Here is a 24,394-nt window from a genome sequence, read left to right as displayed (position 1 = left end):
TAAGCCTACCAGCGCAGATGGTACTGCCTTTGGTGGGAGAGTATGTCATCGCCTTTTTTTGAATCCTGATTCTTTTTTTGAATCAGGATTTTTTTTTGCTTTGAATTGAGATTTGACTTCGCTCAGGGAGTTGTGAATAGAAAAATATCTTTTACTACAAATAAATGTTTTGGCTTCGGCTGCGCTCAGCCACCGTTTTTTATTTTCTTAGATAATATTGTGTTTGATTTTGACAAATGTTAGCTTCGACTCCGCTCAGCTACCTTTTGATTTATATATAATAGATGGAATTTCATTTATGTTTGGCTTTGGTTACGCTCAGCTACCTCGCATTTCTTCATTTTCTTGTTTTTGTTTGAAAAACGGTTGCGTTAGGGATTGAAATGGAAAGCTTTTGGTTTTATAAAAAATAGAATTCTAGGAAACGGAGGCGACTATAAGAAGCCTACGGATGACATAGAAATTCTTTTTTACAAAAACTAAACTTGTAGTGAAAAGCCCGACCTTTAGATTAGGTGGAGTTAGGAGAAAGGGAACGTCCTTAAGAATTAATTTTAGATTTTATAATTTCTTGCCATTTTAAATCATTTTTGGAAATAATGATAGTTTTAAAGTTATATTTTTCTCCTTCTAATTTTACACCTTTAGAGTCATCAATATGTAAGTCAATTTTAAAGCTAGGTGGATGTTTTGATGCTGAAATAGAGTTTTTTCTTAATAATTTATTATTTTTATATTGATTTATAACAAAATCTACATTAAAACCATAAGAGAGAAATTGGAGTTTAATTTTCCAATTTTTACGAAAAGAAGTCGTATAAATTCCAATAGAATGACCATTATTTTTCAGGTTTTTAAAAAGTAAAATTGTGTCTTTTCTCAAAGGTTCTATTTGTAATATTTTATGAAAAAAAGTTCGATTTTCTATTTCAAAATCCTTTTTTTGATAAGGAATCAATGTATCATCGAGATCAAAAGATATTTTCATGAATTAAATTAAAAGTTGATATTCTATTTCTAAAAAATTATCTAATTCATTTAAAATAGAAGCAACTAAAGTAAAATTTAGTTTTTCTACCATTCGAATAGAAGCAATATTTTTAGAATCTATTTTTGCAATAATATTTTTAAAATGGTGTTTTTTTAGAAATAAAACTTTTCCTTCCAAATATTCCGTTCCATAACCATGATTCCAATAATTAGGAAAAATAGCATAGCCAATTTGTATTTTTTTCTTTTTCTTTTTAAAGATATAACAAGCACCGATAAATTGCTGTTGCTTTTTTAATTCGATGGCAGCTATTTGAATTTTCCCATTTCTTAAAGAACCTTTTTTTAAGATTTCTTGAAAATCGTTGATGATTTCATTTTTAGCAAAAATTGTTGTTGAAATATATTCAATTACTTGTTTATCAGTAAATAAGTTTTGAAAATTATCAAAATCTTTTGGGGTTAATTTTCGAATCAGTAAACGTTCTGTTTCAAAAATTAAATTCATATCGTTTTTCGTCTAAAATTTGTAAATTTGCACGCTCTAAAAGTACCAAAATGAACGCACAAAAAAAAGTAGCATTTTACACATTAGGATGTAAATTGAATTTTTCAGAGACTTCCACGATTGCGAGAAGCTTTGAAAATGTAGGATATGAACGTGTAGATTTCGAAGAAGTAGCAGATATTTATGTGATAAATACTTGTTCTGTTACAGATAACGCAGATAAGCGATTTAAAACGATTGTGAAGGCTGCTTTAAAGAAAAATGAGAAAGCATTTTTAATTGCTGTAGGATGTTATGCACAGTTAAAACCAGAAGAATTGGCAGCTGTGGATGGTGTAGATCTTGTTTTAGGTGCTACAGAAAAATTTAAAGTTACAGATTACATAAATGATTTATCTAAAAATGACTTAGATGGAGAAGTGCATTCTTGTGATATTGAAGAAGCAGATTTTTATGTTGGATCATATTCATTTGGAGATAGAACCAGAGCTTTCTTAAAAGTTCAGGATGGTTGTGATTATAAATGTACTTATTGTACAATTCCATTAGCTAGAGGAATTTCGAGAAGTGATGCTTTAGAAAATGTATTGAAAAATGCAGCTGAAATTTCAAAGAAAGATATTAAAGAAATTGTTCTTACAGGTGTAAATATTGGAGATTATGGAAAAGGTGAATTTGGAAATAAAAAGCATGAGCATACATTTTTAGAATTAGTGCAAGCTTTGGATAAGGTAGAAGGAATTGAAAGGTTAAGAATTTCTTCTATTGAGCCAAATTTACTTAAGAATGAAACAATTGAATTTGTATCGAAATCTAATAGTTTTGTTCCACATTTTCACGTTCCGTTACAATCAGGAAGTAATACAATTTTAAAAAAAATGAAACGACGTTATATGCGTGAATTATATGTAGATCGTGTTTCAAAGATTAAAGAAGTAATGCCAAATGCGTGTATTGGAGTAGATGTAATAGTTGGTTTTCCTGGAGAAACAGATGAAATTTTCTTAGAAACGTATAATTTCTTGGCAGAATTAAATATTTCTTATTTACATGTCTTTACTTATTCTGAAAGACCAAATACAGAAGCTGTTGAAATGGAGGGAATAGTTCCTAAAAATGTACGTCATAAAAGAAGTAAAATGCTTCGTGGATTATCTGTGAAAAAACGTAGAGCATTTTATGAAAGTCAATTAGGAAATGAGCTTACAGTTTTATTTGAAAGTGAAAATAAAGAAGGATATATTCATGGATTTACAGAGAATTATGTAAAAGTAAAAACTCCATGGAATCCAGAATTAGTAAATACACTTCATAAAGTAAAACTTACGGAAATTTATGAAGATGGAACTGTAAAGTTTGATTGGATGGATAACATTGAAGAAACAAAAGAAATTTCTATAGCAGATTCTTTATAAAAAGTTAAAGTTTAAAATTAATTTCAGATAGGAATAAAAATATCCTACATTCGCAATATCATGAAGAATATAACAACGACATATTATTTTAACACAATGAAAAATCATTCAAAACGAATGATGATTTGTCGTATTCTTACTTTTCATGAGCACTTTTTACATTAGATAAAATAAATTTAAAATAACAAATATATAACCCGAGTGCTTTTCTTAGAAAAGCACTTTTTTTTTACTTAAAGCCCAATAATTATGAAACATTTTAGCACAAAAACAATGAAGATGATGAAACGATTTATTATGAAACGCAATTATTATTATATGATTTCCATTCAAATCGCCGTATCCAGTCCACCAATTCCTTTACAACCATAAAATTTGAAATCATGAATGCACAAGATAAAACAGTAAAAAGTCAGTTCAGAATTACAAGAAAATACGTAAACAAAAAGAAAGAGTTACAACCATATTTTTTATATCTACAAATGGAAGAAATGGCAAAAAAAATGATTTTGCCATATCAAAAAGAAACGTCTGCTTTAGCGACAAATACTTCAATTGAAATACGACATAGTGTTTATTTACAAGAAACAATTTATTTAAAAGGGATTGTGGAGTTTCGAGAATCTTCAACAATTGATATTTCTATTGTTGTGTATAAAGCGAATAATTATAATACAACAATTATTAGTAAAGCAACATTTACATATCAATTTAAGGAACTAAAAATGTAAATATTCTTAAAATTAAAAATTAAAGCAGATTGTACAGGTTTATGCCTGTACAATTCTTATAAAATTGTTATTTATACATAATACTTTCTCTATAATATACACATTTTTTATTAAAAATTTCTCTTTAAAATTTAAATAAAAATGATTAAATTCACGTTGCGAAAAAAATACGGAGCAAATTTTTACACAATTTTTATACTTGTTAAGTAGTTTATAATAAGTAGGATACAAGTTGAAAATTAGTGTTTTTTTCCAAAATCGGACAATTACTTGAAATTAGGATTGTGCGCTAAAATGAATTGAACAAAAACTAAAGAACATTATAAAATCCCAACTTCTTATACTGATGAAAATTGGTATGAGGAGGCATTGAACAAAATGATAAAAGCTGAAAACATTTATAAGTACTTCGGAGACTTAGAGGTACTTAAAGGAATTGATTTGCATATTAAAGAAAAAGAAGTTGTCGCTATCGTAGGGCCTTCAGGTTCTGGAAAAACAACGCTATTACAAATTTTAGGAACTCTTGATAAACCAGCAAAAAACAAGAACGAAGAATTAATTATTAATCAAGAGAGAGTTCTAGAGCAACAAGACAAATCAATTTCCAGATTTAGAAATACACACATAGGTTTTATTTTTCAATTTCATCAATTGTTACCTGAATTTACAGCATTAGAAAATGTCTGTATACCAGCTTATATTCAGAAGAGAACGAAGAAAGATGCTGAAGAAAATGCAAAAAAATTACTAGAATTTCTTGGTCTTGATCATCGAATGGACCATAAACCAAATGCACTTTCAGGAGGAGAGCAACAAAGAGTTGCTGTTGCAAGAGCTTTAATAAATAATCCATCTGTGGTTTTTGCGGATGAACCAAGTGGAAACTTGGATAGTGCTTCTGCAAAAAAACTTCATGAATTATTTTTTCAATTAAGGGATGAGTTTGGTCATACTTTTGTTATAGTTACTCATAATGAGGAGCTTGCAGAAATGGCTGACAGAGTTTTAGTAATGAAAGACGGAAAATTAACTTCTAAATAATAACAACTATAAAAAATGAAAATTGGAATCATCAGTGCAATGCAAGAAGAGATACAAGCATTGCTAAATCACCTAGAAAATCCCAAAGAGGAAGAAAAAGGAATGAGAATTTATTATACAGGGACGTTATATGGAACTCCTGTGGTTTTAGTTTTTTCTCGATGGGGAAAAGTAGCTTCTGCAGTTACAACAACGCAATTAATAAATGATTATAATGTAGATGAAATCATTTTTACTGGAGTTGCTGGAGCTGTATCATCAACATTAAAAATCGGAGATATCGTTGTAGGAAAAAATTTAATGCAACATGATATGAATGCATATCCGTTATATCCGAAATATGAAATTCCTTTATTAGGTAAAGGAGCATTTGAAACAACTAATAGTGAACGATTACTAGAAGCATCAAAAAGTTTTCTTGGGAATTTTTCGACTTACATCACTTCAGAAGAAGCGGATGAATTTCGTATTTCAAAACCGAAGGTAGTTGTAGGAGATATTGTGAGTGGAGATAGGTTTGTGACTGATTTAAATAAAATCAAGAAATTAAGAGTTGAATTTCCTGAAGCAAAATGTGTGGAAATGGAAGGAGCAGCAGTAGCACAGGTGTGTTATGAATATGGAATTCCTTTCTCTATTATTCGTATAATTTCGGATGAAGCAAATCATTCGGCAGCTATTGATTTTCCAAAATTTTGTGAATCAATTGCACAAAAATATGTGAAAGGAATTTTTGAAAATTATTTTAGCTTGATTTCATTATAGTTTTTTTATCTTTGAAAAATCTTTAAAGACAATGGAGTTTAAGCATCCAGAAATTTTATACGCATTATTTTTATTAATTATACCTGTAATAGTTCACTTATTTCAATTACAGAGATTTGTAAAAGTTTCATTTACAAATGTTAACTTATTAAAACAATTAGAGTTTCAGACTCGTAAAAGTTCAAAACTTAAAAAATGGTTGGTTTTATGTACTAGAATGTTGTTGTTCACAGCTATCATTTTAGCATTTGCCCAACCATTTTTTTCGAATAAAGAACAAGGGAAAGAAACTCAAAATGTTGTTTACTTGGATAATTCCTTAAGTATGAAAGCTAAAGGAACGAAAGGTGAATTGTTGAAATCAGGAATTAAAGTTCTTTCTGAACAAAATTTATTTGACGGAAATTATACATTAATAACGAATAATAATGTGTATGAAAACCCTAAAGATGCACTTTTAGAAATCGATTATTCTTCTGAAAATGGAAATTTAGAAACAGCTTTATTAAGAGCAAATTCTATTTTCAAGAAAAAATCAAACACACAAAAAAACTTAATTTTAATCTCAGATTTTCAGAAGAATTTACGTTCAGAGAACATAGTAATTGATTCAACTTTTTCTACAAGTTTTGTACAATTACAACCAATTCAAAATGTAAATATTTCCATTGATAGCTTATATTTAGCAGAAAAATCTGCATTAAATTTTCAAATAAAAATCAAAGCAAAATCTTCAGAATTAGTTGAAAACCCAGTTTCAATTGCTTTGTATAACAATGAAAAATTATTAGGAAAACATGCTACAGATTTTTCTAAAGAAAAAGAAAAGATAATAGATTTTATAATTCCAAAAGATGAAGAAATCCAAGGAATTGTAAAAATTCAATACGAAGATGTTCCTTTTGATAACACTTATTATTTCAGTATTCAATCACCAGAAAAAATTAATGTACTTTCTATCGGAAAAGATGAAAAATTCGTCAAAGATCTTTTTTCATCAGATGAATTTACATTTAATGCTAAAGAAAAGTCATTTTTTGATTTAGGAACAATCTTACATCAAAATTTGATTGTTTTAAATGAATTAGATACAGTTCAAAATGCATTGTTAGATGCTTTGAAAGAATTTCAAAAGCAGGGTGGAAGTTTGGTCGTAATTCCTTCAGAAAAAAGTTTTACAACCAATAAAAAAATTGCTGAACGATTAGATTTAGGAACATTAAATCCAGCAAAAGAAAAAGAATTAAAGCTGACTAAAATTCATTATGAACATCCGATTTTTAAAAATGTTTTTGATGGAAGAATTTCTAATTTTGAATATCCTTTTTCTAAGAAACAATTTACTTTGAATGGAATTGGATTATCAAAAATTTTATCAAATGAAGATAATTCTGCTTTTGTAGTAGAAAAAAAATCAGAAAAAGGAAATACATTTTGGTTTACTTCACCAATTTCAAACGAAAATTCAAATTTTACACAATCGGCGATTATTGTTCCATTGTTTTATAATATTGCGATGCAAAGTTTGAAAGTTCCATCATTGGCTTATACAATTGGAAATGAAAATGAAGTAGATATTAAAACAAAAATTGAAAAAAATGAGTTGTTGAAAATAAAAAATGAAACTTCAGAATTTATTCCACAACAACAAACTTTTGCATCAAAAGTAAAAATTCAATTAGATGAAAATCCTGAAACTGCTGGATTTTATACAGTTTCAAAAGGAGAAGAAAAATTGAATACACTTGCTTTTAATTATAATAATGCAGAAAGTGATTTGACTTACGAAGACATAAACACAACTATAAATAACAATAAAAATGCAGTTTTCTATGATTCAATTGAAAATGCAGTAATTGGTTTAAAATCTGATGTGAAAGATAATTGGATTTACAAATGGTTATTAATTGCGGCTTTTCTTTTTATTATTTTAGAAATACTGATTTTAAAATATTTTAAAACATGAAAGTTTTAATTAAATCTGCAACAATTATTGATGCTACAAGTCCATTTCATCAACAAGTAAAAGATATTTTAATCATTGATGGAATAATTTCAAAAATTGATTCTTCCATTGAAAATACTGGAGAATTTGAAGAAATCAATTTAGAAAATTTACATATTTCAACAGGTTGGTTTGATACAAGTGTAAGTTTAGGAGAACCAGGTTTTGAAGAAAGAGAAACAATTGCAAATGGTTTAGAAGTAGCAGCAAAAAGTGGATTTTCATCGATCGCTTTGAATGCAAATACAAATCCTGTTACAGACAATAAGGCACAAGTTAATTATTTAAAAAATAAAGCTTTAGGATTTGCTACAAAATTATTTCCATTAGGAACTTTGACAAAATCTAGTGCAGGAAAAGAAATTGCAGAATTATATGATATGCAACAAGCTGGAGCTATAGCATTTTATGATTATACGAAAGCAATCACGAATGAAAATTTGATGAAAATTGCATTATTATATACACAAAGTTTTGATGGATTGGTTCTAAGTTTTCCTAAAAATAAAACGATTGCAGGAGAAGGATATGCAAATGAAGGTGTAAATAGCACAAAATTAGGAATGAAAGGAATTCCTGCTTTGGCAGAAGAATTACAGATTGCAAGAGATTTATTTTTATTAGAATATACTGGAGGTAAATTGCATATTCCTACGATTTCTACGAAAAAATCAGTAGAATTAATTCATGAAGCTAAACAAAAAGGTTTGGATGTAACTTGTAGTGTGACACCACATCATTTAATGCTTACAGACGATAAATTAGTTGATTTTGATGCAAATTCTAAAGTAACGCCACCTTTAAGAACGAAAGCAGATACAGAAGCTTTATTGGAAGGAATCAAAGACGGAACGATTGATATCATTACTTCAGACCATAATCCATTGGATATTGAACATAAAAAATTAGAGTTTAGCAATGCAATGGATGGAACAATTGGAATGGAATCTTTGTATGGAGTTTTAAATAAAGTTTTAGATGCAGAAACTATTGTAAAATGTATTTCAGAAAATCCTAGAAAACGTTTTGGTTTAGAAATTCCGACAATTCAAGAAGGAACAAAAGCTGAATTAACTCTTTTCTCTCCAGAAGGAAGCTTTAAATTTGAAGAAGAATCAATTTTATCAACTTCTAAAAATTCTATTTTTCTAGGAGAAGAATTAAAAGGAAAAGTTTTTGGAATTATTTCAGATAAAGTTTGTTTGAATAATTGATAAAACTTAAAAATATAATGGAAAAAGGAAGCTGAATTGGCTTCCTTTTTTTGATTAATTGAATTATATTCGTTTAAATTAAAAAAATAAATATGAAAAAGACATTAATAATAATTTTAGCATGTTTTTCTATTTTTTCTTGTAAAGAAAATCCTTCAAAAGAAGAGAAAATAAGTTTTAAAGATTTAAAATTAGAAACAACTAATCAAACAAATCAAAGTAAATTAGAACAAAGTATTTCTGAAGAAAAGGAGAAAGTAACAAAAATAGATTGTGAGAAATATTTCGAAATGAAATTTCCTAATGATAGTATAAAATCTAGCATAATTGATGAAGTACTTCAAAATAATAAATTATCAGAATCTAATATTAATTTTCTACAATCTCTAAAGAATAAAAGAGATTATAAAAAACTCGAAATTAAAAATTCATTATCACCGATTTTTAGAATTTCAAAAGATGAAATAGGAATTTTTGGAAGACCTTATTATGGAGAATCTTCAGAAGAAGAAATTTTAATAAAAAAATTTGATACTTTAAAAACACAGAACGGATATAATAATGAAAAAATTGTAACGAATTATTTACCGAATGCTTTAGAATCTATCAAAAATGAAATACCTGAACTTTATTATTATACAGATAAAAAATCAGACAAACTTGACTTAAAAGAATTAGGATATTTTAAAGGTGAATGTTTAGATTTTTATGAATATACATTTGATACTTCAAATATAACTTTAGAAGATAAGGTATTATTTAGTAGTAAACATAAATTAGATTTGGTTTACGAAAACAATTCAAAAATAGATTCTTTAATTGAAAATAAAGTAAAAAAAGAATGTTGGGATTGTCCATCTAGTGATTATTTAATGAAAACATTTGCTAAAATAAAAGGAACAGACAATTTGTATTTTGCTTATGCTGATACATTTCCAATTAATAACGAATTAGATATGCCTTCAAGAGCTTTAATTATTGTAAATAAAGATGAAAGTATATATTATTTGTGGCATGATGGAATCGATTTATTTGGATGTTCATGTTTATAAAATTAAAGGAAGCTAAATTAGCTTCCTTTTTTATTCCCTAAAATCCACAATCCAAGGATTTTCAATATGTTTTTTAATAATATAACCATTTAGATTAAACCAATTTTTACATCGTTCTAAAACCCAACTATCTGTAGAAATAGCAATCCAATTTTCTTTTTCTGCAACATATTTATCAGGATTATATTCTAAAATTACTTCCCAATTCCAATTATTTTCTTTTGCAATTTCTTCGATAAATTGTTTTAATTTTCCACTATTTGAAACTGGTTTATCAAAAACCCAAAGTATTTTATTTAATCCAAGATTTTGAAACTCTTCTCCAAAAAGTTGTAGTGCTTTACTTGTTTCTTCAACTTTTCTATAAGTACTGTGAACGCTAGCAATATCTCGATGACAACCATCAATTCCAATAAAAATAGGAGCTTTTGAAAGAGCTGCTTCTAAAGTAATTAATTGATTATAACCATCAATTACCAGATTTTTTCCTTGTAGATTTTCTGGTGAAATATGTTTTTGGTTTCGATCTTTTAATTGATTCTCTCCACAAGCAGAATGAGAAAGTGCTTGTCTTTGTCTATCTGAAAATCGATAACGATCTCCAATGAGTTTTAAAGAAGCTTTTGGACTATAATCTCGTCCAACTAAATAACTTAAATCAATTAGCGCTTTTTTTAATTTGGGTAGGTTTTTCTCTGCAAAAAGTTTTGCATCTTTTGGATTAGCTCCACGATGTTTCTGTGTATTCGGCATTTTTTTTAGTTTTCACAATGTTACAAGAAATATATTTTTTTTCAAATAACTAAAGAAGTAAATTGAAAACTAAAAAATAAATAGAAATAAAAAACTCCGAACTTAGTAATCCGGAGCTTGCTTATATTTTATAATCCTAGAACATCATTTTTAGTTCCTCCAGCGATTTTCATCACTTCAGCAATTAATTCTGCTGGAACATTTAATTCTTCCATTGTATCTTTTAAATGTGTTGCAACAGCAATAAAATGAGATTCATTTAATCCTTTTTCAACTAAAGGTGCATGCGCATCACGCATATTTTTTCCAGTATATTGAAGCGGCGCTCCGAAAGCATAAGCTAAAAATGCTGTTTGTTTTCTTTTTTGAGCAACCATATCTGTTGTGTCAAAGAAATCTTTGATTGTTTCATCTGCTAATACTTTTGCATAAAAAATATCCACAGCAGCTAAAACTGCATCCATTCCACCAATTTTTTCAAATAACGATAATTCTGTCGTTGTAGTAGTATTATCCATGTCTTTTTAAGTTTATATTCTGTTTTTGATTTATGTCGAAATATAGTTTTATCAATTACAAAAACAACTTTTTTGGCTTAAAATATTTACATTTTATGATAAAAATCAGTTTTTAACTTATTGATGAAATATGTATTTAACAATTTAGAATTTAAAAATGAGTAATTATTTTTTCGTCGGTTCAGGCATTGGTCCTCGTAAATGTATAATTAAACCATTTAAAAAATTCCTTAGAATTTGATCTCCACATTCCATATATTTAGGATGTCCTTCTTTTCTAAAAAAAGCTCCTAATTCACTTTTAGAAACTTTAAAATCAACTAGAGCACAAATATCTACAATATCTTCATTTCGAAGTTTGTGTGCGACTCTTAATTTTTTTAATATATCATTATTTGTTAAAGGCATAAGTTCTATAATTTAAGTTGGTAAATTTATTTTGAAAATTGAATTTTTACCGTTTTAGATTTAATTTTCTTTTTTTGAACAGCTTGAAAAAGTTGTTTGCTTTTTGCTCGTTTAATTGCAACAAAAGCATTGAAATCTTTTACTTCGATCAAACCTAAATCCAACTTTTCCATAAAATCAAATTGTAAAAAGAAACCAACTAAATCAAATTTACTTATCTTATTTTTTTTACCTTTTCCAATATAAAATGTAATCCATTCAGGTTTTTCAATTGTTTTAGAAGGATTTATTTCAAAAGTTTCAGGTTCTTCATTTAAATATGGAGGAAGATAATCTCCAAAAGTTCGAATTAAAACACTTGTTCCAGAAGCTTTCATTCTTGCTGTTCTTCCATTTCGATGTGTAAAAGTACTTTCTTGTAAAGCTAATTGATAGTGAATTACATAATCTAATTCTGGAATATCAATTCCTCTTGCAGCAATATCAGTTGCAATTAAAATTTGTGCACTTCCATTTCTAAATTTTGTCAAAGAAGCTTCTCTTTTTTCTTGTTCAAGTCCTCCATGAAACGTCGCAAAAACAATTTTATGAGCTTCTAAATGTTCGCTAATTCTATCACAAGCTTCTCGATGATTTACAAAAACAATCGCATTTTGGTTTTTATTTAATTGATTTAAAACAGAAAGTAATCCATCTAATTTTTCTTCTTTTTCAACAAAAATTTGTTTTAAAGCTAAATTCCCTTCAGGTTTAAACTCAGAATTTACCGTTTTAAAATCATTAAAATGAATGTATTCTGGAATTTCAATTGATTTTGTTGCAGAAGCTAAAATTTTAGAATTTGCATTCGGTAAATATTTCATAATCGTTTCAATTTGATTTGAAAATCCAAATTCTAAAGTTTTATCAAATTCATCAAAAATAAGATGTTCAATAGTTGTAGAATCGAACGTTTTTCTTTCCAAATGATCTTGAATTCTTCCAGGAGTTCCAATTAAAATTGTTGGTAAAGTTGAAAAGTTTTTCTTCTCTTGTTGAAAAGAATGACCACCATAACAAGTATTTATTTTGATAGATAATTTCATTTTTTTTAAAACACTTTCTATCTGTAAAACTAATTCTCGTGTTGGAGCAATTATCAATACTTGAATTCCTTTTTTATTAGTGATTTTTGGAAGCATACTTAAGATAAATGCTACCGTTTTTCCACTTCCTGTTGGCGCTAATAGCAAAATATTAGAATGTTTTTTTGAAACATCTAAAGTTGATTTTTGCATTTCATTTAAATCTTTGAATCCTAAATTTTCTAAGATTTTTTCAGTTGTAGTATTTAAAAGCTTCATTGAAGAATGATGGTGTTTTTAATTTCAAAAAAAAAGTTTTTAGTACTCGTTTAAAACAAAAACTAAAAACTGTATAAATTTTATTTTACAAAAGTAAGGATATATTACTTTAAAATTGAAAATAGATAAATGGTTGAATTTCCGCAGAAGCAATGATGTAAACAAGCCAACATAAACCTCCTAAAATTGCAGATTTTCCATACCATGGTAATGCATTATTCATATTTTCCAAAGTTTCTAAAAAACGAACTGGCATAAAATGTAAGAAATAACCAATTCCAATTAAAAGGAAAACATACTTATAACCTGTTAAAATTTCAACAGCATTTTGAATTGAAAAATCTTTAGCTAAATGTGTAATATTTGTAACAATATCTAGTGCAGTTTGAAAAGAATCTGCTCGGAAATAAATCCATAAAAATGCTACAAAATGGAATGTTAAGAACCAAAAAATAGGTTTTGTTATTGGATTTTTAGGAAGCGTTAAATAATAATTTTTACAAAGCTTTTCATAAATTAAAGCAATTCCATGTCCAGCTCCCCAAAAAACAAATTTCCATGCAGCTCCATGCCAAAGTCCACCTAAAAACATGGTCATAAATAAATTCATATATGTTCGCATTGTTCCTTTTCTGTTTCCTCCCATAGAAATGTATAAATAATCTCTTAACCAAGAAGAAAGTGAAATATGCCAACGTCGCCAAAATTCTGTTATACTTAAAGAATTATAAGGTGTTCTAAAGTTTTCAGGAAGTGTAAAACCAAGAAGTAAAGCTAAACCAATTGCCATATCTGAATATCCAGAAAAATCGCAATAGATTTGAATCGTATAGCCATAAACAGCCATTAAATTTTCAAAAGGAGAATATAACATTGGATTGTCAAAAACACGATCTACAAAGTTGATACTTATATAATCAGCGATGACAGCTTTTTTAAATAATCCTCCTATAATTAATACAAAAGCACGATTAAAATTTTCATTAGAAACAAAATATTTTCCTCGAATTTGTGGAATAAAATCTGCTGCTCTTACAATTGGTCCTGCAACTAATTGTGGGAAAAACGAAACAAAAAATAGAAAATCCCAAAATGATTCAGCTGGTTTCATTTCTTTTCGATACAAATCAATAGAATAGCTCATTGTTTGGAAAGTAAAGAAAGAGATTCCAATTGGAAGGAAAATATCTTGAAAAGCAAAATTACTTTCCAATATTTGATTGATATTATCAATAAAGAAATTCGTGTATTTAAAATAAGCTAATAACCCAAGATTGATAATTAAACTTGCGATTAAATAAAGCTTTCTTCTAGATTTTTCTTCTGTTTCATAAATTAACTTTCCAAGATAAAAATCGACAATAGAGGAAAAAATTAATAAACCAAAATAAACACCGCTAGATTTGTAGTAGAAATACAAACTAAAAATAGTCACATAATAAATTCGCAGATTTATTTTCTTTTGTATTGCTTGATATACTAAAAAGAATAAAATAAATACCACAAAAAATAAAACACTACTAAAAATTAGAGGTTCTTTTGAGTTATAAGTAAGCCAATTTCCTATATTTTCCAATGTTAGATTTTGAAAAAAGGAAAGAAAAATGTTATTCATAATTTAAAAATGTCTTGTATAAAGCTTGGAATAATAATTCACCTTGAACTTCGTATCCTTTTGCGCTGTAATGAATTTTATCTCTAGCTGCTAAACCTTTTTTTGACCAAGTCAAAATTCCTCGTTCTTTTCCAGTTAAATTGTATAAATCCCAACAAGCATATTCGTTTACTTTGGCATTTTTTAGAATGATATTTCGAAATTCAGCGATTTTCGGATTCGTCTTTTTTCTTCTAATTAAAGCAGAAGGAGGCGTTGTAAGTAAAATATTTTGACAACCTGTAAATTCTTTTGTGTTGTTTAAAAAAGCTAAAAGATTTTCTTCAAAACGTTCTGATTTATAAGTTGTTTCAAAAGATTCATTGGTTCCTAAAGAAATAATAATTAAATCTGGTTTCAAAAGTTTTAATTGTTCAAAAAACAGAACAGAACGATTGTTGTAATCTTCAAATCTAGCTCCATTTACACCGATATTATGATAGATTACACCGGCTTTTCCATTACTTGTAATTATCCCATTTAATGCAAATTTATCTTTTGTGTTTTCAGGATTTGCTGTGATAAAAAATTCTTGAATTAAAGAAGTACTTTTTACACCGTTTTCCAAACTTTGAGCAAAAGGAGTTTTGTCTAAAATTTTTGCGGGTTGGTAGGATTTACTTTTAATTTTTAGTTTTTGTTTTGGACGAATTAAATTAGATTTTAATCCATTCCATTTTTTAATATTTTTTACAGAAACACCATATTTTCGACCAATTCCAGAAAGTGTATTTCCACTTTTTACAGTATGATATTTCCATTTTGGAAGAGGTTTTTGGTATTTTAATTCTTTATGTAGCGCAATATTATTTGTGTGAGAAATCCATTGAATTTCATTGGCAAAATCTTTTTCATCATCGAATGAAACTTTGATAAAAAAATCTTTTTCTTTTGTTTCTAAAGCAATTCCGCTTAAACCAATTTTAGCTTTATTAGATCGATTTTTAATATTTCGAATAGCAAAAAAATCACTATAAGTTGTAAAAGTAATATCAGAAGGTCCGTTAGTTTTTGCAGCTTTATATGGAAATAAAAATCCACGTCCAGCATTTCCAAAAGAATCTTGGAAATTATTACGAACAACATCTGTTAAAAAATTTGCTTGAATATGAGAATCACCAATATGAACAATTCGAATAATGCTATCTTTTTGTTGTAATTTTTTAAAGAAAGGAATTAAAATAGAATCATTTTCAATTTTATTATTTTCTTGAGAAATAAAACTAGGAATTTCTATTTGAGCAAAAGAAGAAACAGAAACGATAAAAAATAAGAAGTATACAACAATACTTTTTTTAGGTAGAGAAGTAAAATTATTTTTCATGATGTTTTTTAAATTTTTGATATCCATTTAACAAATAATCAGAGATATATTTTGCAACATGAGGCGCACCTCTGTAGTTGAAGTGAATATAATCTTTATTTGCCCACGGTTCTTCTTTTTCTACATAATTTTTCATGCTTCCTTCACCACCCATTGCTTCAAATAAATTGAAAAAACTACTTTCTGTTTGTTTTGCATATTTTTTCTGCGCAAGAATTAATTTTTCCACAGCAGGATGTGTAATAATTTCAGTTCCATCTTTTTTACCATAATCGGCACTAGAAATTACCAAAATACTCGCGTCAGGAAAACAAACTTTTAAATGATTTACAACACGTTTCATTTGTGCTGCATACCAATTATAAGAAGTTGTTTCATCACTAATCACATTTGCTCCATAATGAAGAACAATTAAATTATAAGGGCGAACAGAATTGAATGCATTCATCACATTTGCATCTAAAGTAGAAAGAGGTAAACCAGAATTTCCACGAATAGAAAGATTATCTACACTTACACCATTTTTAGTTTCAAAAGTGAAGCCAAAAAGTGGAAGATTTTGTGTGTGATGAAAATCAACTTCAATTTTTTTCAGATTATCATTTTTGGAAAGTTTTATTTTATTTAAAATATTATTTCCATTTAATTTTCTCTTTTTCTCAAAAAATGTCAAATATGGTTTTAAAGAATCTGATTCTTGTTTTCCATAATAAAAAGTTGGATTTGGTAATTCTTGGTATTTACTTTTTGAATAAACGATTTTTGCACTATCATTTTTTGTCCAACTTACAATTCCTCCAACCCCATAAGGTGCAGTTTTTTCAGTTTTTTTCGAAATAAAACTCTTAAACTCCCAATCTTTTTTTTGATATTTATGAATTACAGACATTCTGGATGCAGCAGAAAGTGAAGTAATATTTACATATCCAACACCTTTTCCTCCAAACATTTTTTGAAGAGTTTTACGAATATCTTGAACGATTAAATCTCCATCCGTCATTGAATCCCCGAAATATGCAATATTTACTTTTTCATCAGGATTTTCTTCTAATTTCAATAAAGCTTCATAAAAATCACCTAAAAAGAAGAAGTTTTTATTGTTTCTTGCTCTTCTAGCTCTTTCTGCTTTTTCTTCAGCAGTTGCCATTTCTACAATTAATTTTTCTAGATATTGAATAGAATCATTTCGACATTCATTTCGAATCATGATTGCATCATAATCAATGGTATCTTTTTTCTCTTCTATATTTTCAGCAGTATTTTTTGTGTGAAGTTTGAAGTTTTCTTTCGGAAAAAAATAGGTCAAAACTCCAAAGACAATAAATGCCAAAAGGATAGAAAAAAGACTATTTTTTGAATGATTCTTTTGTGTATTCATCTAAATTGTAGGCAAAAAGCTAGTTTAAAAATGCGTTTTAGTATTACTTAAAAAAGTTGTGCAAAGAAACACAACTTTTTTAAATTATTCTTCAATTTCTAACTCAAAAAAACTGAATAAATTTCCTCCGTATTTTTTGGAGTAACTATAATTTTCTAAATGAGATAAATCTGTGTGTTTTGAGTGCTCAACAATCAACAAACCTCCTTCTTCTAATAAATCATTTTCGAAGATAAGTTTTGGAATTTTTGCAAAATCATCTACTTCAAAATCGTAAGGTGGATCTGCAAAAATTACATCGTATTTTAATTTGTTTTTTTCTAAGAACTTATAAACGTCAGATTTTATTGTTTTGATTGGTAAATCTAATTGTCTAGAAGTATCCGAAATAAATTTTGTACAACCGAAATATTGATCTACGGCAGTAATTTGTTTTGTTCCTCTTGAAGCAAATTCAAAGCTGATATTTCCAGTTCCAGAAAATAAATCTAAAACAGAAATTTCATTGAAATAATAATAATTATTTAAAATGTTAAATAAAGATTCTTTTGCCATATCCGTTGTAGGACGAACAGGCAAATTCTTAGACGCAGCAAGTCTTTTGCCTTTATATTTTCCTGAAATAATTCGCATTATTTAATAATTTAATAACGTGTAAAAAGAATGGTTTGGTAAGTTTTTGAATTTTGGAGTTTGGTTTTCAACGAAAGATATATTTCTTATATATTGATAAGAAATTTTATATAATTCAGATTTTTCGTCAATTACACCTAAAAATACTAATTCAAATTCTTCTGGATTCAAAGATAATTGTTCTGCGGTAAATAAGATATAATAAATAAAATCTTCTTTGGTTTTAAATTGAAATGAATTATACATTTTAAAAACACCATTATCTAAAATGACCATTTCAAAAGTATGATCAATAACATTAATAAAAACATGTTGCTTTTTAGTGTTTTTATAAGTGTTGATTAGATTTTTAACCAAGATAGAAGAGGAGTGTGTATATTCAAATGCTCCAAACTGTTCAAATAAGAAATTGTTGATATTCACGAAAGGAATATAAACAGAAACAATATCAGATTGTGGAATTTCGTCATAAACAATAAAATCATTGTCAAAGACTTTCACAGTATGTTTTAAATAGTTCTTTAAATACTTTTCATTAAAAAAAGCTTTCGGAACAAATGTAGCCATATTATTAGAATGTGCTACATGAATAGATTTATAAGTTTTTTGAAGAAGAACATTTTCACGAAAAGTTTTCATCACATACTCTAAATGAATTTGTGGAGTAGCTGCTTTGCTTTCAAATTCAAAATTGATTAAAGCTGTATATTCTTCAAGATTTTCATCATATATACAAAAAGAAAATCCATCCAAGCTGAGTTGGATGGATAATCTACTATTTTCAAGATTTTTAAAATCTGTTTTCTTATTCGTTATTTGAATTTTCTTTTGTATCATAAGATGGTGGCCAGTTTCCGCTATCTTTAACTTCTTCTAATGAACCAACAGAAACAAATTCTCCTCTAATTTGATCTCCTTGAATTGTTTCTTTTTCTTGGCGAATTAACGCTGGATTCAATCCTTCAAGAATAACTGATTTGTCTACTTTTGCTTCAAAAGTTGGAGCTTTTAATCCAGCTACTTTTTCTACTACAGCTGTCTCTAAAGTAAATTTAGCATTTGTTCCTGGAACATCCAATAAATTTTTATAATTTCTGTTTTTGAAAGAATTAATTACTGGATCATAACCAATTGTATCAGTGATTGTTTTTTCAACATCAACATCAATTGCACCTCTTCTTTCAACGATTACAGTGTCTCTTTTTTCTGTGATTGCAAACTTTGCAGTATCGATAAATTGAACTAAAGCATCTGCATTTGCAGTATACGTTCCGTTCACTCTCTTATATGCATTTTCAGCATCACGAATCACTTTTAATTGATCAATAACCTTTGCATATCTTTTCCTTTTCTCAACATTAAATTTGATAGGTTCCATAATACTACTATAAATCTTGAACGCCATAAAAGCAGCTCCGATGATTAGTAAAATAGAAACGATAAAGTGTAATTTTCTAGGAATGAACTTAACTATTACAATAGCTAATAAAACAGTTACTACGACTGCACCAACAATTTGGATAATCATTATCTTATATGTTTTAAAAATTTTGAATCATGGCAAATCTACAAATTTTTTTGAATGAGAAAAATTTTTAACCACAAATCAATTTGTATCTTTGCTTTTTTAACAAATCCCATGGCAAAAACTGTACCAGAATTCTATAATTTACTATTAGACAAATTTCCTTACGAAACTACAAATTCCCAAGATAAATTACTGGGAAGTTTGGCTACTTTTATCTTTGATGAAAGTAAAAATTCGGTTTTTTTATTAAAAGGGTATGCAGGAACAGGTAAAACAACAATTATAAGTACCGTTGTAAATAACCTTTGGAAGATTCGAAAAAAAGCTGTTTTATTGGCACCAACAGGTCGCGCTGCAAAAGTAATTTCTGGTTATGCTGGAAGAGAAGCTTTTACAATTCATAAGAAAATTTACCATCCAAGAAAAGATAAAAATGGAAGTGTGAAATTTGCACTTCAAGTCAATAAACATACAGATACTTTGTTTATTGTTGATGAAGCATCTATGATTGCTGATGCATCCAATTCTTTGATTTCTGGAAGTGAAAATTCACTTTTAGATGATTTGATTAATTATGTGTATGCAGGTCGAAATTGTAAATTGATTTTTATTGGAGATACAGCGCAACTTCCGCCAGTTCATTTAGAAATTAGTCCTGCATTGAATGAAAATATTTTGATGTATGAATTTGATAAAGAAGTTCGTTTGCATGAATTAACCGAAGTTACGCGTCAGGGAATTGATTCTGGAATTTTAGTAAATGCAACTTCTATTCGGTCGATTTTAGAAGACGGAGGTTATGAAGAATTTCAATTTCAACAAAAATTTCCAGATGTAATTCGCTTGATTGACGGTTATGATATTCAAGATGCAATTCATTCTTCTTATGATGAAAATGGTGTGGAAGATACAGCATTTATTGTTCGTTCAAATAAACGAGCAAATCAATACAATCAACAAATTCGATTGAAAATCAGAGGTCAAGAAAATGAGATTTCCGTTGGAGATTTTGTAATGGTTGTGAAAAATAATTATTTCTGGTTAAAAGATTCTACACATGTTGGTTTTATTGCAAATGGAGATACATGTGAAGTTTTAGAAATTTATGCTACAAAAGAATTATACGATTATAAATTTGCGAAAGTGAAGTTAAGAATGATTGATTATCCGATGCAAAAACCATTTGAAACGATGATTTTATTAGATACATTAACTTCAGAAGCTGCTTCTTTGAGCTATGAAGAACAAAATCAATTATTCCAAAAAGTTGCAGAAGATTTTGCGCATTTACCAAAATATCGTCAAGTACAAGAAATTAAGAAAAACGAATATTTTAATGCTTTACAAGTGAAATTTTCTTATGCGATGACTTGTCATAAATCGCAAGGAGGACAATGGAAAAATGTATTTATTGAAAAGCCATATTTGCCAGAAGGACAATCGATTGATTATTTACGTTGGTTATATACAGCTGTAACTCGTGCAAAGGAAAAACTATATTTAATTGGTTTTTCCGATGATGATTTTATGGATTATTAGTTTATGATTTTTTATTTAAATTTAGAATATTAATTAAATAATTCGATTTAATCTATAATTGCATTAGGGATTGCAGCGGCATCCTTTTGTGGAGGAATGGAACAAAAGATATAGCGGAAAGCCCGACCGAAATCGAAGTGAAGGGAATGCCCAAAAATAATTTTAAAGAAAAATGAAAAGAATAATTGGAAGTTTATTATTAAAAATTGGTGGTTGGAAAGTAAAAATCGATGAAGACCATTATAAAATTAAAAAATATGTAGTGGTTTGTGCGCCACATACTTCTAATTGGGATTTCGTTTTTGCAATGTCTTTCTTTTTTAGAGAACGAATTAAAATTCGATTTTTTATTAAAAATTCTTATACAAAAGGATTATTTGGATGGTTTTTTAAATCGTTGGGAGCAATTGGTGTAGATCGATCAAAGAATAATAATTTGGTAGATTTTGCAATAGCTGAATTTGAAAATCGAGAGAATTTAATTTTATTAGTTCCAGCAGAAGGAACTAGGCGAAAAGTAGATAAATGGAAAACAGGATTTTATCATATTGCAACAAAAGCAGATGTTCCTGTGGCGATGGGATATTTAGATTTTGAGAAAAAAGAAGGAGGAATCAAGAAGTTTTATAAACTTTCAAGAGATTTTGAAAAAGATATGCAAGAAATAGAAGATTTTTATCGAGATATAAAAGGGAAAAATCCAGAAAATTACAATCCGAAAATATTTTAAAGAAAAAAGCCAACTCATAAAAGTTGGCTTTGTATTTTTAGAACATTCCGTCCATTCCAGGAATGTTTGGCATTCCGTTTTTTGCAGCAGCAGCAAGTTCTTGCTCATTGATATTATTTGCTCTAGTTAAAGCATCATTTAATGCCATTACTAAATAATCTTCAATTTCTTCTTTGTCTGTTAAAGACTCATCAATTGTAATGTCTCTTACTTTTCTATTCGCAGTAACTGTTACTTTTACTTTTCCATTTCCAGCTTCACTATCGATTAAAACTGTATCTAATCTCTTTTTTGTGTCTTCTACGTTTTGCTGAGCTTGTTTCAGCTTATCCATCATTCCAGATAAATCTCCAAACATTTTTATTTCTTTTATGTGTTTAAATAAATTATTTTACCTCTAATTTGCTGCAAAAGTATTAAAAAAGGAAGTTTTAAGACTTATAGATTTGTAAAGAATTTTGATCAATTGTGTTATTTGAAATGAATTAATAAAAGAATGTGAATTTTTAAGTTCGTATAAAAATCGGAATAAAAACGACTTAAATTTGGATGAAAAAAGATTTTAAATAAAGTTAGAATTGAAAAAATGAAATCAGATATATTATTTAAACCATTTGAATTTAATGGTTTTAAAGTTAAAAATAGAATTGCAATGGCTCCAATGACTAGAGCTAGATCTAAAAAAAGAGATATAATTACAGACTTAGCACCATTGTATTATGCACAAAGAGCGAGTGCTGGATTATTAATTTCTGAAGGGATTCCAGTTTCAAAAGAAGCAAGAGGATATGCAATGACTCCTGGAATTTATACGAGAGAACAAATTGAAGGTTGGAAAAAAGTTACAGAAGCTGTGCATAAAGAAAATGGAAAAATATTTGCACAATTATGGCATGTTGGAAGAAGATCTGCGAAAAGTATTACAGGTACAACACCGTTAGCTCCATCAGCAATTAAGAATCCAGATAAAGTTTATGGACCTTTAGCTGAAGGTGGATTTGGTTTGATTGAAACAGATTTTCCAAAAGCGATGACAATAGAAGATATTAATAGGACAAAACAAGATTTTTTACAAGCAGCAAAAAATGCGATGGAAGCAGGATTTGATGGTGTAGAAATACATGGAGCACATGGATATCTTTTTGATCAATTTATGCGAAAAGATGCAAATAAAAGAACAGATATTTACGGAGGAAATGTAGAAAATAGAATTCGATTTGTTTTAGAAATTGTTAAACTTTTAGTAGAGGAAATAGGAGCAGATAAAGTTGCTATAAGAATATCTCCTTTTGTATCTGAAATAGAAAATTATGATGAAGAAATGCCTGAAACAGCATTGTATTTAATGAAAGAATTAAATGCATTTCAGTTGGCATATTTACATTTGTCAGAGAATATTGGAAATTTTAGAGAAGTTTCAGATTCTTATCGAATAGAAATGAAGAAAATATATAAAAATCCGATAATGGTTTGTGGGAATTATACAAAAGAAACAGCAACTGAAATACTTGAAAAAGGTTGGGCAGATATGGTTTCATTTGGAAGACTTTTTATTACAAATCCAGATTTAGTAGAGCGTTTTAAAAATAATTTTCCTTTAGAAATAGATTCTTCAGAAAGTGCAATGACTTATTATGGTGGTGGTGCAGAAGGATATACGGATTATAAAAAATATGGAGAATAATTGAATTTAAATTAGGTAAATTTGAATCAAATAATTTAAATAGAGTTGGATTATGAAAAAAACGATTGTATTGCTGCTTTCAGTGATTGTTTTTATTTCATGTAAAAATGAAACAAAGAAAAAACAGGTAGAAAAAAAAATACAACCAGAAATAGTTGAAGTTGCTTCGATAAAAGGAGAGCAATTAACCGGAGTTACGGTTTCTAAAAATAGAATGTTTGTGAATTTCCCAAGGTGGAGAAAAGATATTAAGTTTTCAGTTGCTGAGGTAAAAGCAAATAATGATTTTGTTCCGTATCCAGATGAATCTTGGAATCAATGGAAAATCGGGGAAGAGATAACAGATTCTACATTTGTTGCAGTACAATCAGTAGTGTCTTCAAAAGACAAACTTTATGTTATTGATACAAGAAATCCACTTTTTCAAGGTGTTCTTAAAGATCCAGTTATTTTTGTTTTCGATTTGAATTTAAACAAATTAGTGAAGAAATATGTTTTGCCCAAAAAGACATTTTTCTTTAATTCTTATATTAATGATATTCGAATTGACCCAAAGAGAAATTTAGCATTTATGACAGATTCAGGACATCCGGGATTGGTGATTTTAGATTTAGGGTCAGGGAAAGCAAAGAGAATTTTAACGCAACAACCATCTACAACAGCAGAAAATATTTTTTTAAAAATTGATGGAGTAGAATGGAAAAATAAAGTACATTCGGATGGAATTGCTATTGATTTAAAAAATCAGAAATTATACTACCATGCTTTGACGGGATATAATCTTTATGCTTTGTCTATTGATAAAATAATACATGGAACTCGAGAGGAAATTGCAAATTCTGTAGAATTAGTAGCAAAAACTTCTGCTCCAGATGGAATGATAATTCATAATGGAATTTTATATTACGGAGATTTAGAAAATCATAAAATCATGCAGATGAATTTGGCAGATAAAAAAGTTTCTGTTTTGGTAGAAGGAGATAAAATTAAATGGGCAGATACTTTTAGTGTAGAAGGAAATGAATTGTATTTTACGAATTCAAGAATTCATGAATCGGCTGGAGATATTTCAAATTTGGTTTACACAGTAAATAAAATTAAATTGTAATTGAATAATTATTTTACATACAAAAAAGCATATTGTGAAGAAGCAATATGCTTTTTTATTTTAATATTTT

The 24,394-nt window shown here is 27.9% G+C and carries 25 protein-coding genes; 12 read left to right on the top strand and 13 right to left on the bottom strand.

The genetic code is table 11. The features are described from left to right. Positions 1 to 541: 541 nt before the first annotated feature. Together I1A51_RS13000 and I1A51_RS12995 are read right to left on the bottom strand one after the other, a co-directional pair. Positions 542 to 988: a hypothetical protein gene (locus I1A51_RS13000; RefSeq protein ID WP_196894554.1), complete on the bottom strand. Its 447-nt coding sequence runs from the start codon at positions 986 to 988 to the stop codon at positions 542 to 544. Between the two features lie 3 nt (positions 989 to 991). Next, positions 992 to 1,498 carry a GNAT family N-acetyltransferase gene (locus I1A51_RS12995; protein WP_196894552.1) on the bottom strand — a complete coding sequence of 169 codons (507 nt, stop codon included), beginning with the start codon at positions 1,496 to 1,498 and terminating at the stop codon, positions 992 to 994. Between the two features lie 50 nt (positions 1,499 to 1,548). Here I1A51_RS12995 and mtaB point away from each other — a divergent pair, with 50 nt between their 5' ends. The 8 genes from mtaB to I1A51_RS12960 all read left to right on the top strand — a co-directional run bounded on the left by mtaB (position 1,549) and on the right by I1A51_RS12960 (position 9,724). Next, positions 1,549 to 2,913: a tRNA (N(6)-L-threonylcarbamoyladenosine(37)-C(2))-methylthiotransferase MtaB gene (mtaB, locus tag I1A51_RS12990; protein ID WP_196894550.1), complete on the top strand. Its 1,365-nt coding sequence runs from the start codon at positions 1,549 to 1,551 to the stop codon at positions 2,911 to 2,913. A 249-nt stretch (positions 2,914 to 3,162) separates the two neighbouring features. Beyond that, positions 3,163 to 3,285 carry a hypothetical protein gene (locus I1A51_RS17710; RefSeq protein WP_262895827.1) on the top strand — a complete coding sequence of 41 codons (123 nt, stop codon included), beginning with the start codon at positions 3,163 to 3,165 and terminating at the stop codon, positions 3,283 to 3,285. 11 nt (positions 3,286 to 3,296) lie between these two features. Then, positions 3,297 to 3,644: a hypothetical protein gene (locus I1A51_RS12985; RefSeq protein ID WP_196894548.1), complete on the top strand. Its 348-nt coding sequence runs from the start codon at positions 3,297 to 3,299 to the stop codon at positions 3,642 to 3,644. Positions 3,645 to 4,022: 378 nt separating this feature from the next. After that, on the top strand, positions 4,023 to 4,688 hold the full coding sequence (locus I1A51_RS12980) for an ABC transporter ATP-binding protein (protein WP_196894547.1): 666 nt from the start codon (positions 4,023 to 4,025) through the stop codon (positions 4,686 to 4,688). 15 nt (positions 4,689 to 4,703) lie between these two features. Further along, positions 4,704 to 5,453, top strand: coding sequence for a 5'-methylthioadenosine/adenosylhomocysteine nucleosidase (locus tag I1A51_RS12975; RefSeq protein ID WP_196894546.1), 750 nt, complete (start codon positions 4,704 to 4,706; stop codon positions 5,451 to 5,453). Between the two features lie 31 nt (positions 5,454 to 5,484). Beyond that, entirely contained in the window at positions 5,485 to 7,419 is a 1,935-nt protein-coding gene (locus I1A51_RS12970) for a vWA domain-containing protein (RefSeq protein ID WP_196894545.1), read from the top strand. Beyond that, entirely contained in the window at positions 7,416 to 8,672 is a 1,257-nt protein-coding gene (locus I1A51_RS12965) for a dihydroorotase (protein WP_196894544.1), read from the top strand. Before I1A51_RS12970 ends, I1A51_RS12965 begins: the two co-directional genes overlap by 4 nt. A 92-nt stretch (positions 8,673 to 8,764) precedes the next feature. Beyond that, positions 8,765 to 9,724 (top strand): hypothetical protein, encoded by a 960-nt coding sequence (locus I1A51_RS12960; RefSeq protein WP_196894543.1) that lies wholly within the window; start codon positions 8,765 to 8,767, stop codon positions 9,722 to 9,724. 30 nt (positions 9,725 to 9,754) lie between these two features. Here I1A51_RS12960 and I1A51_RS12955 read toward each other — a convergent pair whose 3' ends face one another. From I1A51_RS12955 to I1A51_RS12910, 10 genes are all read right to left on the bottom strand, one after another. Beyond that, on the bottom strand, positions 9,755 to 10,477 hold the full coding sequence (locus tag I1A51_RS12955; RefSeq protein WP_196894542.1) for a DUF434 domain-containing protein: 723 nt from the start codon (positions 10,475 to 10,477) through the stop codon (positions 9,755 to 9,757). A gap of 128 nt (positions 10,478 to 10,605) precedes the next feature. After that, positions 10,606 to 10,995 carry a group I truncated hemoglobin gene (locus tag I1A51_RS12950; RefSeq protein ID WP_196894540.1) on the bottom strand — a complete coding sequence of 130 codons (390 nt, stop codon included), beginning with the start codon at positions 10,993 to 10,995 and terminating at the stop codon, positions 10,606 to 10,608. Between the two features lie 165 nt (positions 10,996 to 11,160). Further along, on the bottom strand, positions 11,161 to 11,403 hold the full coding sequence (locus I1A51_RS12945; protein WP_196894539.1) for a DUF1456 family protein: 243 nt from the start codon (positions 11,401 to 11,403) through the stop codon (positions 11,161 to 11,163). Between the two features lie 26 nt (positions 11,404 to 11,429). Beyond that, positions 11,430 to 12,746, bottom strand: coding sequence for a DEAD/DEAH box helicase (locus I1A51_RS12940; RefSeq protein WP_196894538.1), 1,317 nt, complete (start codon positions 12,744 to 12,746; stop codon positions 11,430 to 11,432). 109 nt (positions 12,747 to 12,855) lie between these two features. Next, positions 12,856 to 14,361 carry an MBOAT family O-acyltransferase gene (locus tag I1A51_RS12935; RefSeq protein ID WP_196894537.1) on the bottom strand — a complete coding sequence of 502 codons (1,506 nt, stop codon included), beginning with the start codon at positions 14,359 to 14,361 and terminating at the stop codon, positions 12,856 to 12,858. Beyond that, complete coding sequence (locus tag I1A51_RS12930) at positions 14,354 to 15,724, bottom strand: LysM peptidoglycan-binding domain-containing protein (RefSeq protein WP_196894536.1); 1,371 nt, start codon at positions 15,722 to 15,724, stop codon at positions 14,354 to 14,356. Before I1A51_RS12930 ends, I1A51_RS12935 begins: the two co-directional genes overlap by 8 nt. After that, a complete protein-coding gene (locus tag I1A51_RS12925) occupies positions 15,714 to 17,102 on the bottom strand; it encodes an SGNH/GDSL hydrolase family protein (RefSeq protein ID WP_196894535.1) in 1,389 nt (462 codons plus the stop codon). The genes I1A51_RS12930 and I1A51_RS12925 overlap by 11 nt, the downstream gene beginning before the upstream one ends. Positions 17,103 to 17,186: 84 nt before the next feature. Then, complete coding sequence (gene rsmD, locus I1A51_RS12920) at positions 17,187 to 17,735, bottom strand: 16S rRNA (guanine(966)-N(2))-methyltransferase RsmD (protein WP_196894534.1); 549 nt, start codon at positions 17,733 to 17,735, stop codon at positions 17,187 to 17,189. 3 nt (positions 17,736 to 17,738) lie between these two features. Beyond that, positions 17,739 to 18,572, bottom strand: a complete 834-nt coding sequence (locus I1A51_RS12915; protein WP_196894532.1) for a DUF3822 family protein — start codon at positions 18,570 to 18,572, stop codon at positions 17,739 to 17,741. Continuing rightward, positions 18,541 to 19,263 (bottom strand): hypothetical protein, encoded by a 723-nt coding sequence (locus I1A51_RS12910; RefSeq protein WP_196894531.1) that lies wholly within the window; start codon positions 19,261 to 19,263, stop codon positions 18,541 to 18,543. Before I1A51_RS12910 ends, I1A51_RS12915 begins: the two co-directional genes overlap by 32 nt. Before the next feature lie 111 nt (positions 19,264 to 19,374). On the opposite strand from I1A51_RS12910, the gene I1A51_RS12905 reads away from it, so the two are divergent. Continuing rightward, complete coding sequence (locus I1A51_RS12905; protein ID WP_196894529.1) at positions 19,375 to 20,802, top strand: ATP-dependent DNA helicase; 1,428 nt, start codon at positions 19,375 to 19,377, stop codon at positions 20,800 to 20,802. Positions 20,803 to 20,974: 172 nt separating this feature from the next. Continuing rightward, complete coding sequence (locus I1A51_RS12900) at positions 20,975 to 21,532, top strand: 1-acyl-sn-glycerol-3-phosphate acyltransferase (RefSeq protein ID WP_196894527.1); 558 nt, start codon at positions 20,975 to 20,977, stop codon at positions 21,530 to 21,532. 37 nt (positions 21,533 to 21,569) lie between these two features. On the opposite strand, the gene I1A51_RS12895 is transcribed toward I1A51_RS12900, so the two are convergent. Beyond that, entirely contained in the window at positions 21,570 to 21,890 is a 321-nt protein-coding gene (locus tag I1A51_RS12895; protein ID WP_196894525.1) for a YbaB/EbfC family nucleoid-associated protein, read from the bottom strand. A gap of 228 nt (positions 21,891 to 22,118) precedes the next feature. On the opposite strand from I1A51_RS12895, the gene I1A51_RS12890 reads away from it, so the two are divergent. Both I1A51_RS12890 and I1A51_RS12885 read left to right on the top strand, forming a co-directional pair. After that, the gene (locus tag I1A51_RS12890) at positions 22,119 to 23,216 is read left to right on the top strand and encodes an alkene reductase (protein WP_196894523.1); all 1,098 of its coding nucleotides are present in this window, start codon (positions 22,119 to 22,121) and stop codon (positions 23,214 to 23,216) included. 52 nt (positions 23,217 to 23,268) lie between these two features. Next, a complete protein-coding gene (locus tag I1A51_RS12885) occupies positions 23,269 to 24,324 on the top strand; it encodes an L-dopachrome tautomerase-related protein (RefSeq protein ID WP_196894521.1) in 1,056 nt (351 codons plus the stop codon). Positions 24,325 to 24,394 lie beyond the last annotated feature (70 nt).

It is taken from the genome of Aureivirga marina, assembly GCF_015767265.1.
Lineage (GTDB): Bacteria > Bacteroidota > Bacteroidia > Flavobacteriales > Flavobacteriaceae > Aureivirga > Aureivirga marina.
Note: the sequence above shows the minus strand (reverse complement) of the source record. Positions and strands in the feature narration are given on the sequence as shown.

What these genes read in the sequence shown, in the direction of transcription:
- rsmD (WP_196894534.1), bottom strand. Translation starts at nt 17,735, where the DNA reads ATGCGAATTATTTCAGGAAAATATAAAGGCAAAAGACTTGCTGCGTCT.
- I1A51_RS12935 (WP_196894537.1), bottom strand. Translation starts at nt 14,361, where the DNA reads ATGAATAACATTTTTCTTTCCTTTTTTCAAAATCTAACATTGGAAAAT.
- I1A51_RS12945 (WP_196894539.1), bottom strand. Translation starts at nt 11,403, where the DNA reads ATGCCTTTAACAAATAATGATATATTAAAAAAATTAAGAGTCGCACAC.
- I1A51_RS12905 (WP_196894529.1), top strand. Translation starts at nt 19,375, where the DNA reads ATGGCAAAAACTGTACCAGAATTCTATAATTTACTATTAGACAAATTT.
- I1A51_RS12890 (WP_196894523.1), top strand. Translation starts at nt 22,119, where the DNA reads ATGAAATCAGATATATTATTTAAACCATTTGAATTTAATGGTTTTAAA.
- I1A51_RS12915 (WP_196894532.1), bottom strand. Translation starts at nt 18,572, where the DNA reads ATGATACAAAAGAAAATTCAAATAACGAATAAGAAAACAGATTTTAAA.
- I1A51_RS12975 (WP_196894546.1), top strand. Translation starts at nt 4,704, where the DNA reads ATGAAAATTGGAATCATCAGTGCAATGCAAGAAGAGATACAAGCATTG.
- I1A51_RS12885 (WP_196894521.1), top strand. Translation starts at nt 23,269, where the DNA reads ATGAAAAAAACGATTGTATTGCTGCTTTCAGTGATTGTTTTTATTTCA.
- I1A51_RS12900 (WP_196894527.1), top strand. Translation starts at nt 20,975, where the DNA reads ATGAAAAGAATAATTGGAAGTTTATTATTAAAAATTGGTGGTTGGAAA.
- I1A51_RS12955 (WP_196894542.1), bottom strand. Translation starts at nt 10,477, where the DNA reads ATGCCGAATACACAGAAACATCGTGGAGCTAATCCAAAAGATGCAAAA.
- I1A51_RS12965 (WP_196894544.1), top strand. Translation starts at nt 7,416, where the DNA reads ATGAAAGTTTTAATTAAATCTGCAACAATTATTGATGCTACAAGTCCA.
- I1A51_RS12995 (WP_196894552.1), bottom strand. Translation starts at nt 1,498, where the DNA reads ATGAATTTAATTTTTGAAACAGAACGTTTACTGATTCGAAAATTAACC.
- I1A51_RS12985 (WP_196894548.1), top strand. Translation starts at nt 3,297, where the DNA reads ATGAATGCACAAGATAAAACAGTAAAAAGTCAGTTCAGAATTACAAGA.
- I1A51_RS13000 (WP_196894554.1), bottom strand. Translation starts at nt 988, where the DNA reads ATGAAAATATCTTTTGATCTCGATGATACATTGATTCCTTATCAAAAA.
- I1A51_RS12980 (WP_196894547.1), top strand. Translation starts at nt 4,023, where the DNA reads ATGATAAAAGCTGAAAACATTTATAAGTACTTCGGAGACTTAGAGGTA.
- I1A51_RS12970 (WP_196894545.1), top strand. Translation starts at nt 5,485, where the DNA reads ATGGAGTTTAAGCATCCAGAAATTTTATACGCATTATTTTTATTAATT.
- mtaB (WP_196894550.1), top strand. Translation starts at nt 1,549, where the DNA reads ATGAACGCACAAAAAAAAGTAGCATTTTACACATTAGGATGTAAATTG.
- I1A51_RS12940 (WP_196894538.1), bottom strand. Translation starts at nt 12,746, where the DNA reads ATGAAGCTTTTAAATACTACAACTGAAAAAATCTTAGAAAATTTAGGA.
- I1A51_RS12930 (WP_196894536.1), bottom strand. Translation starts at nt 15,724, where the DNA reads ATGAAAAATAATTTTACTTCTCTACCTAAAAAAAGTATTGTTGTATAC.
- I1A51_RS17710 (WP_262895827.1), top strand. Translation starts at nt 3,163, where the DNA reads ATGAAACATTTTAGCACAAAAACAATGAAGATGATGAAACGATTTATT.
- I1A51_RS12950 (WP_196894540.1), bottom strand. Translation starts at nt 10,995, where the DNA reads ATGGATAATACTACTACAACGACAGAATTATCGTTATTTGAAAAAATT.
- I1A51_RS12925 (WP_196894535.1), bottom strand. Translation starts at nt 17,102, where the DNA reads ATGAATACACAAAAGAATCATTCAAAAAATAGTCTTTTTTCTATCCTT.
- I1A51_RS12895 (WP_196894525.1), bottom strand. Translation starts at nt 21,890, where the DNA reads ATGTTTGGAGATTTATCTGGAATGATGGATAAGCTGAAACAAGCTCAG.
- I1A51_RS12960 (WP_196894543.1), top strand. Translation starts at nt 8,765, where the DNA reads ATGAAAAAGACATTAATAATAATTTTAGCATGTTTTTCTATTTTTTCT.
- I1A51_RS12910 (WP_196894531.1), bottom strand. Translation starts at nt 19,263, where the DNA reads ATGATTATCCAAATTGTTGGTGCAGTCGTAGTAACTGTTTTATTAGCT.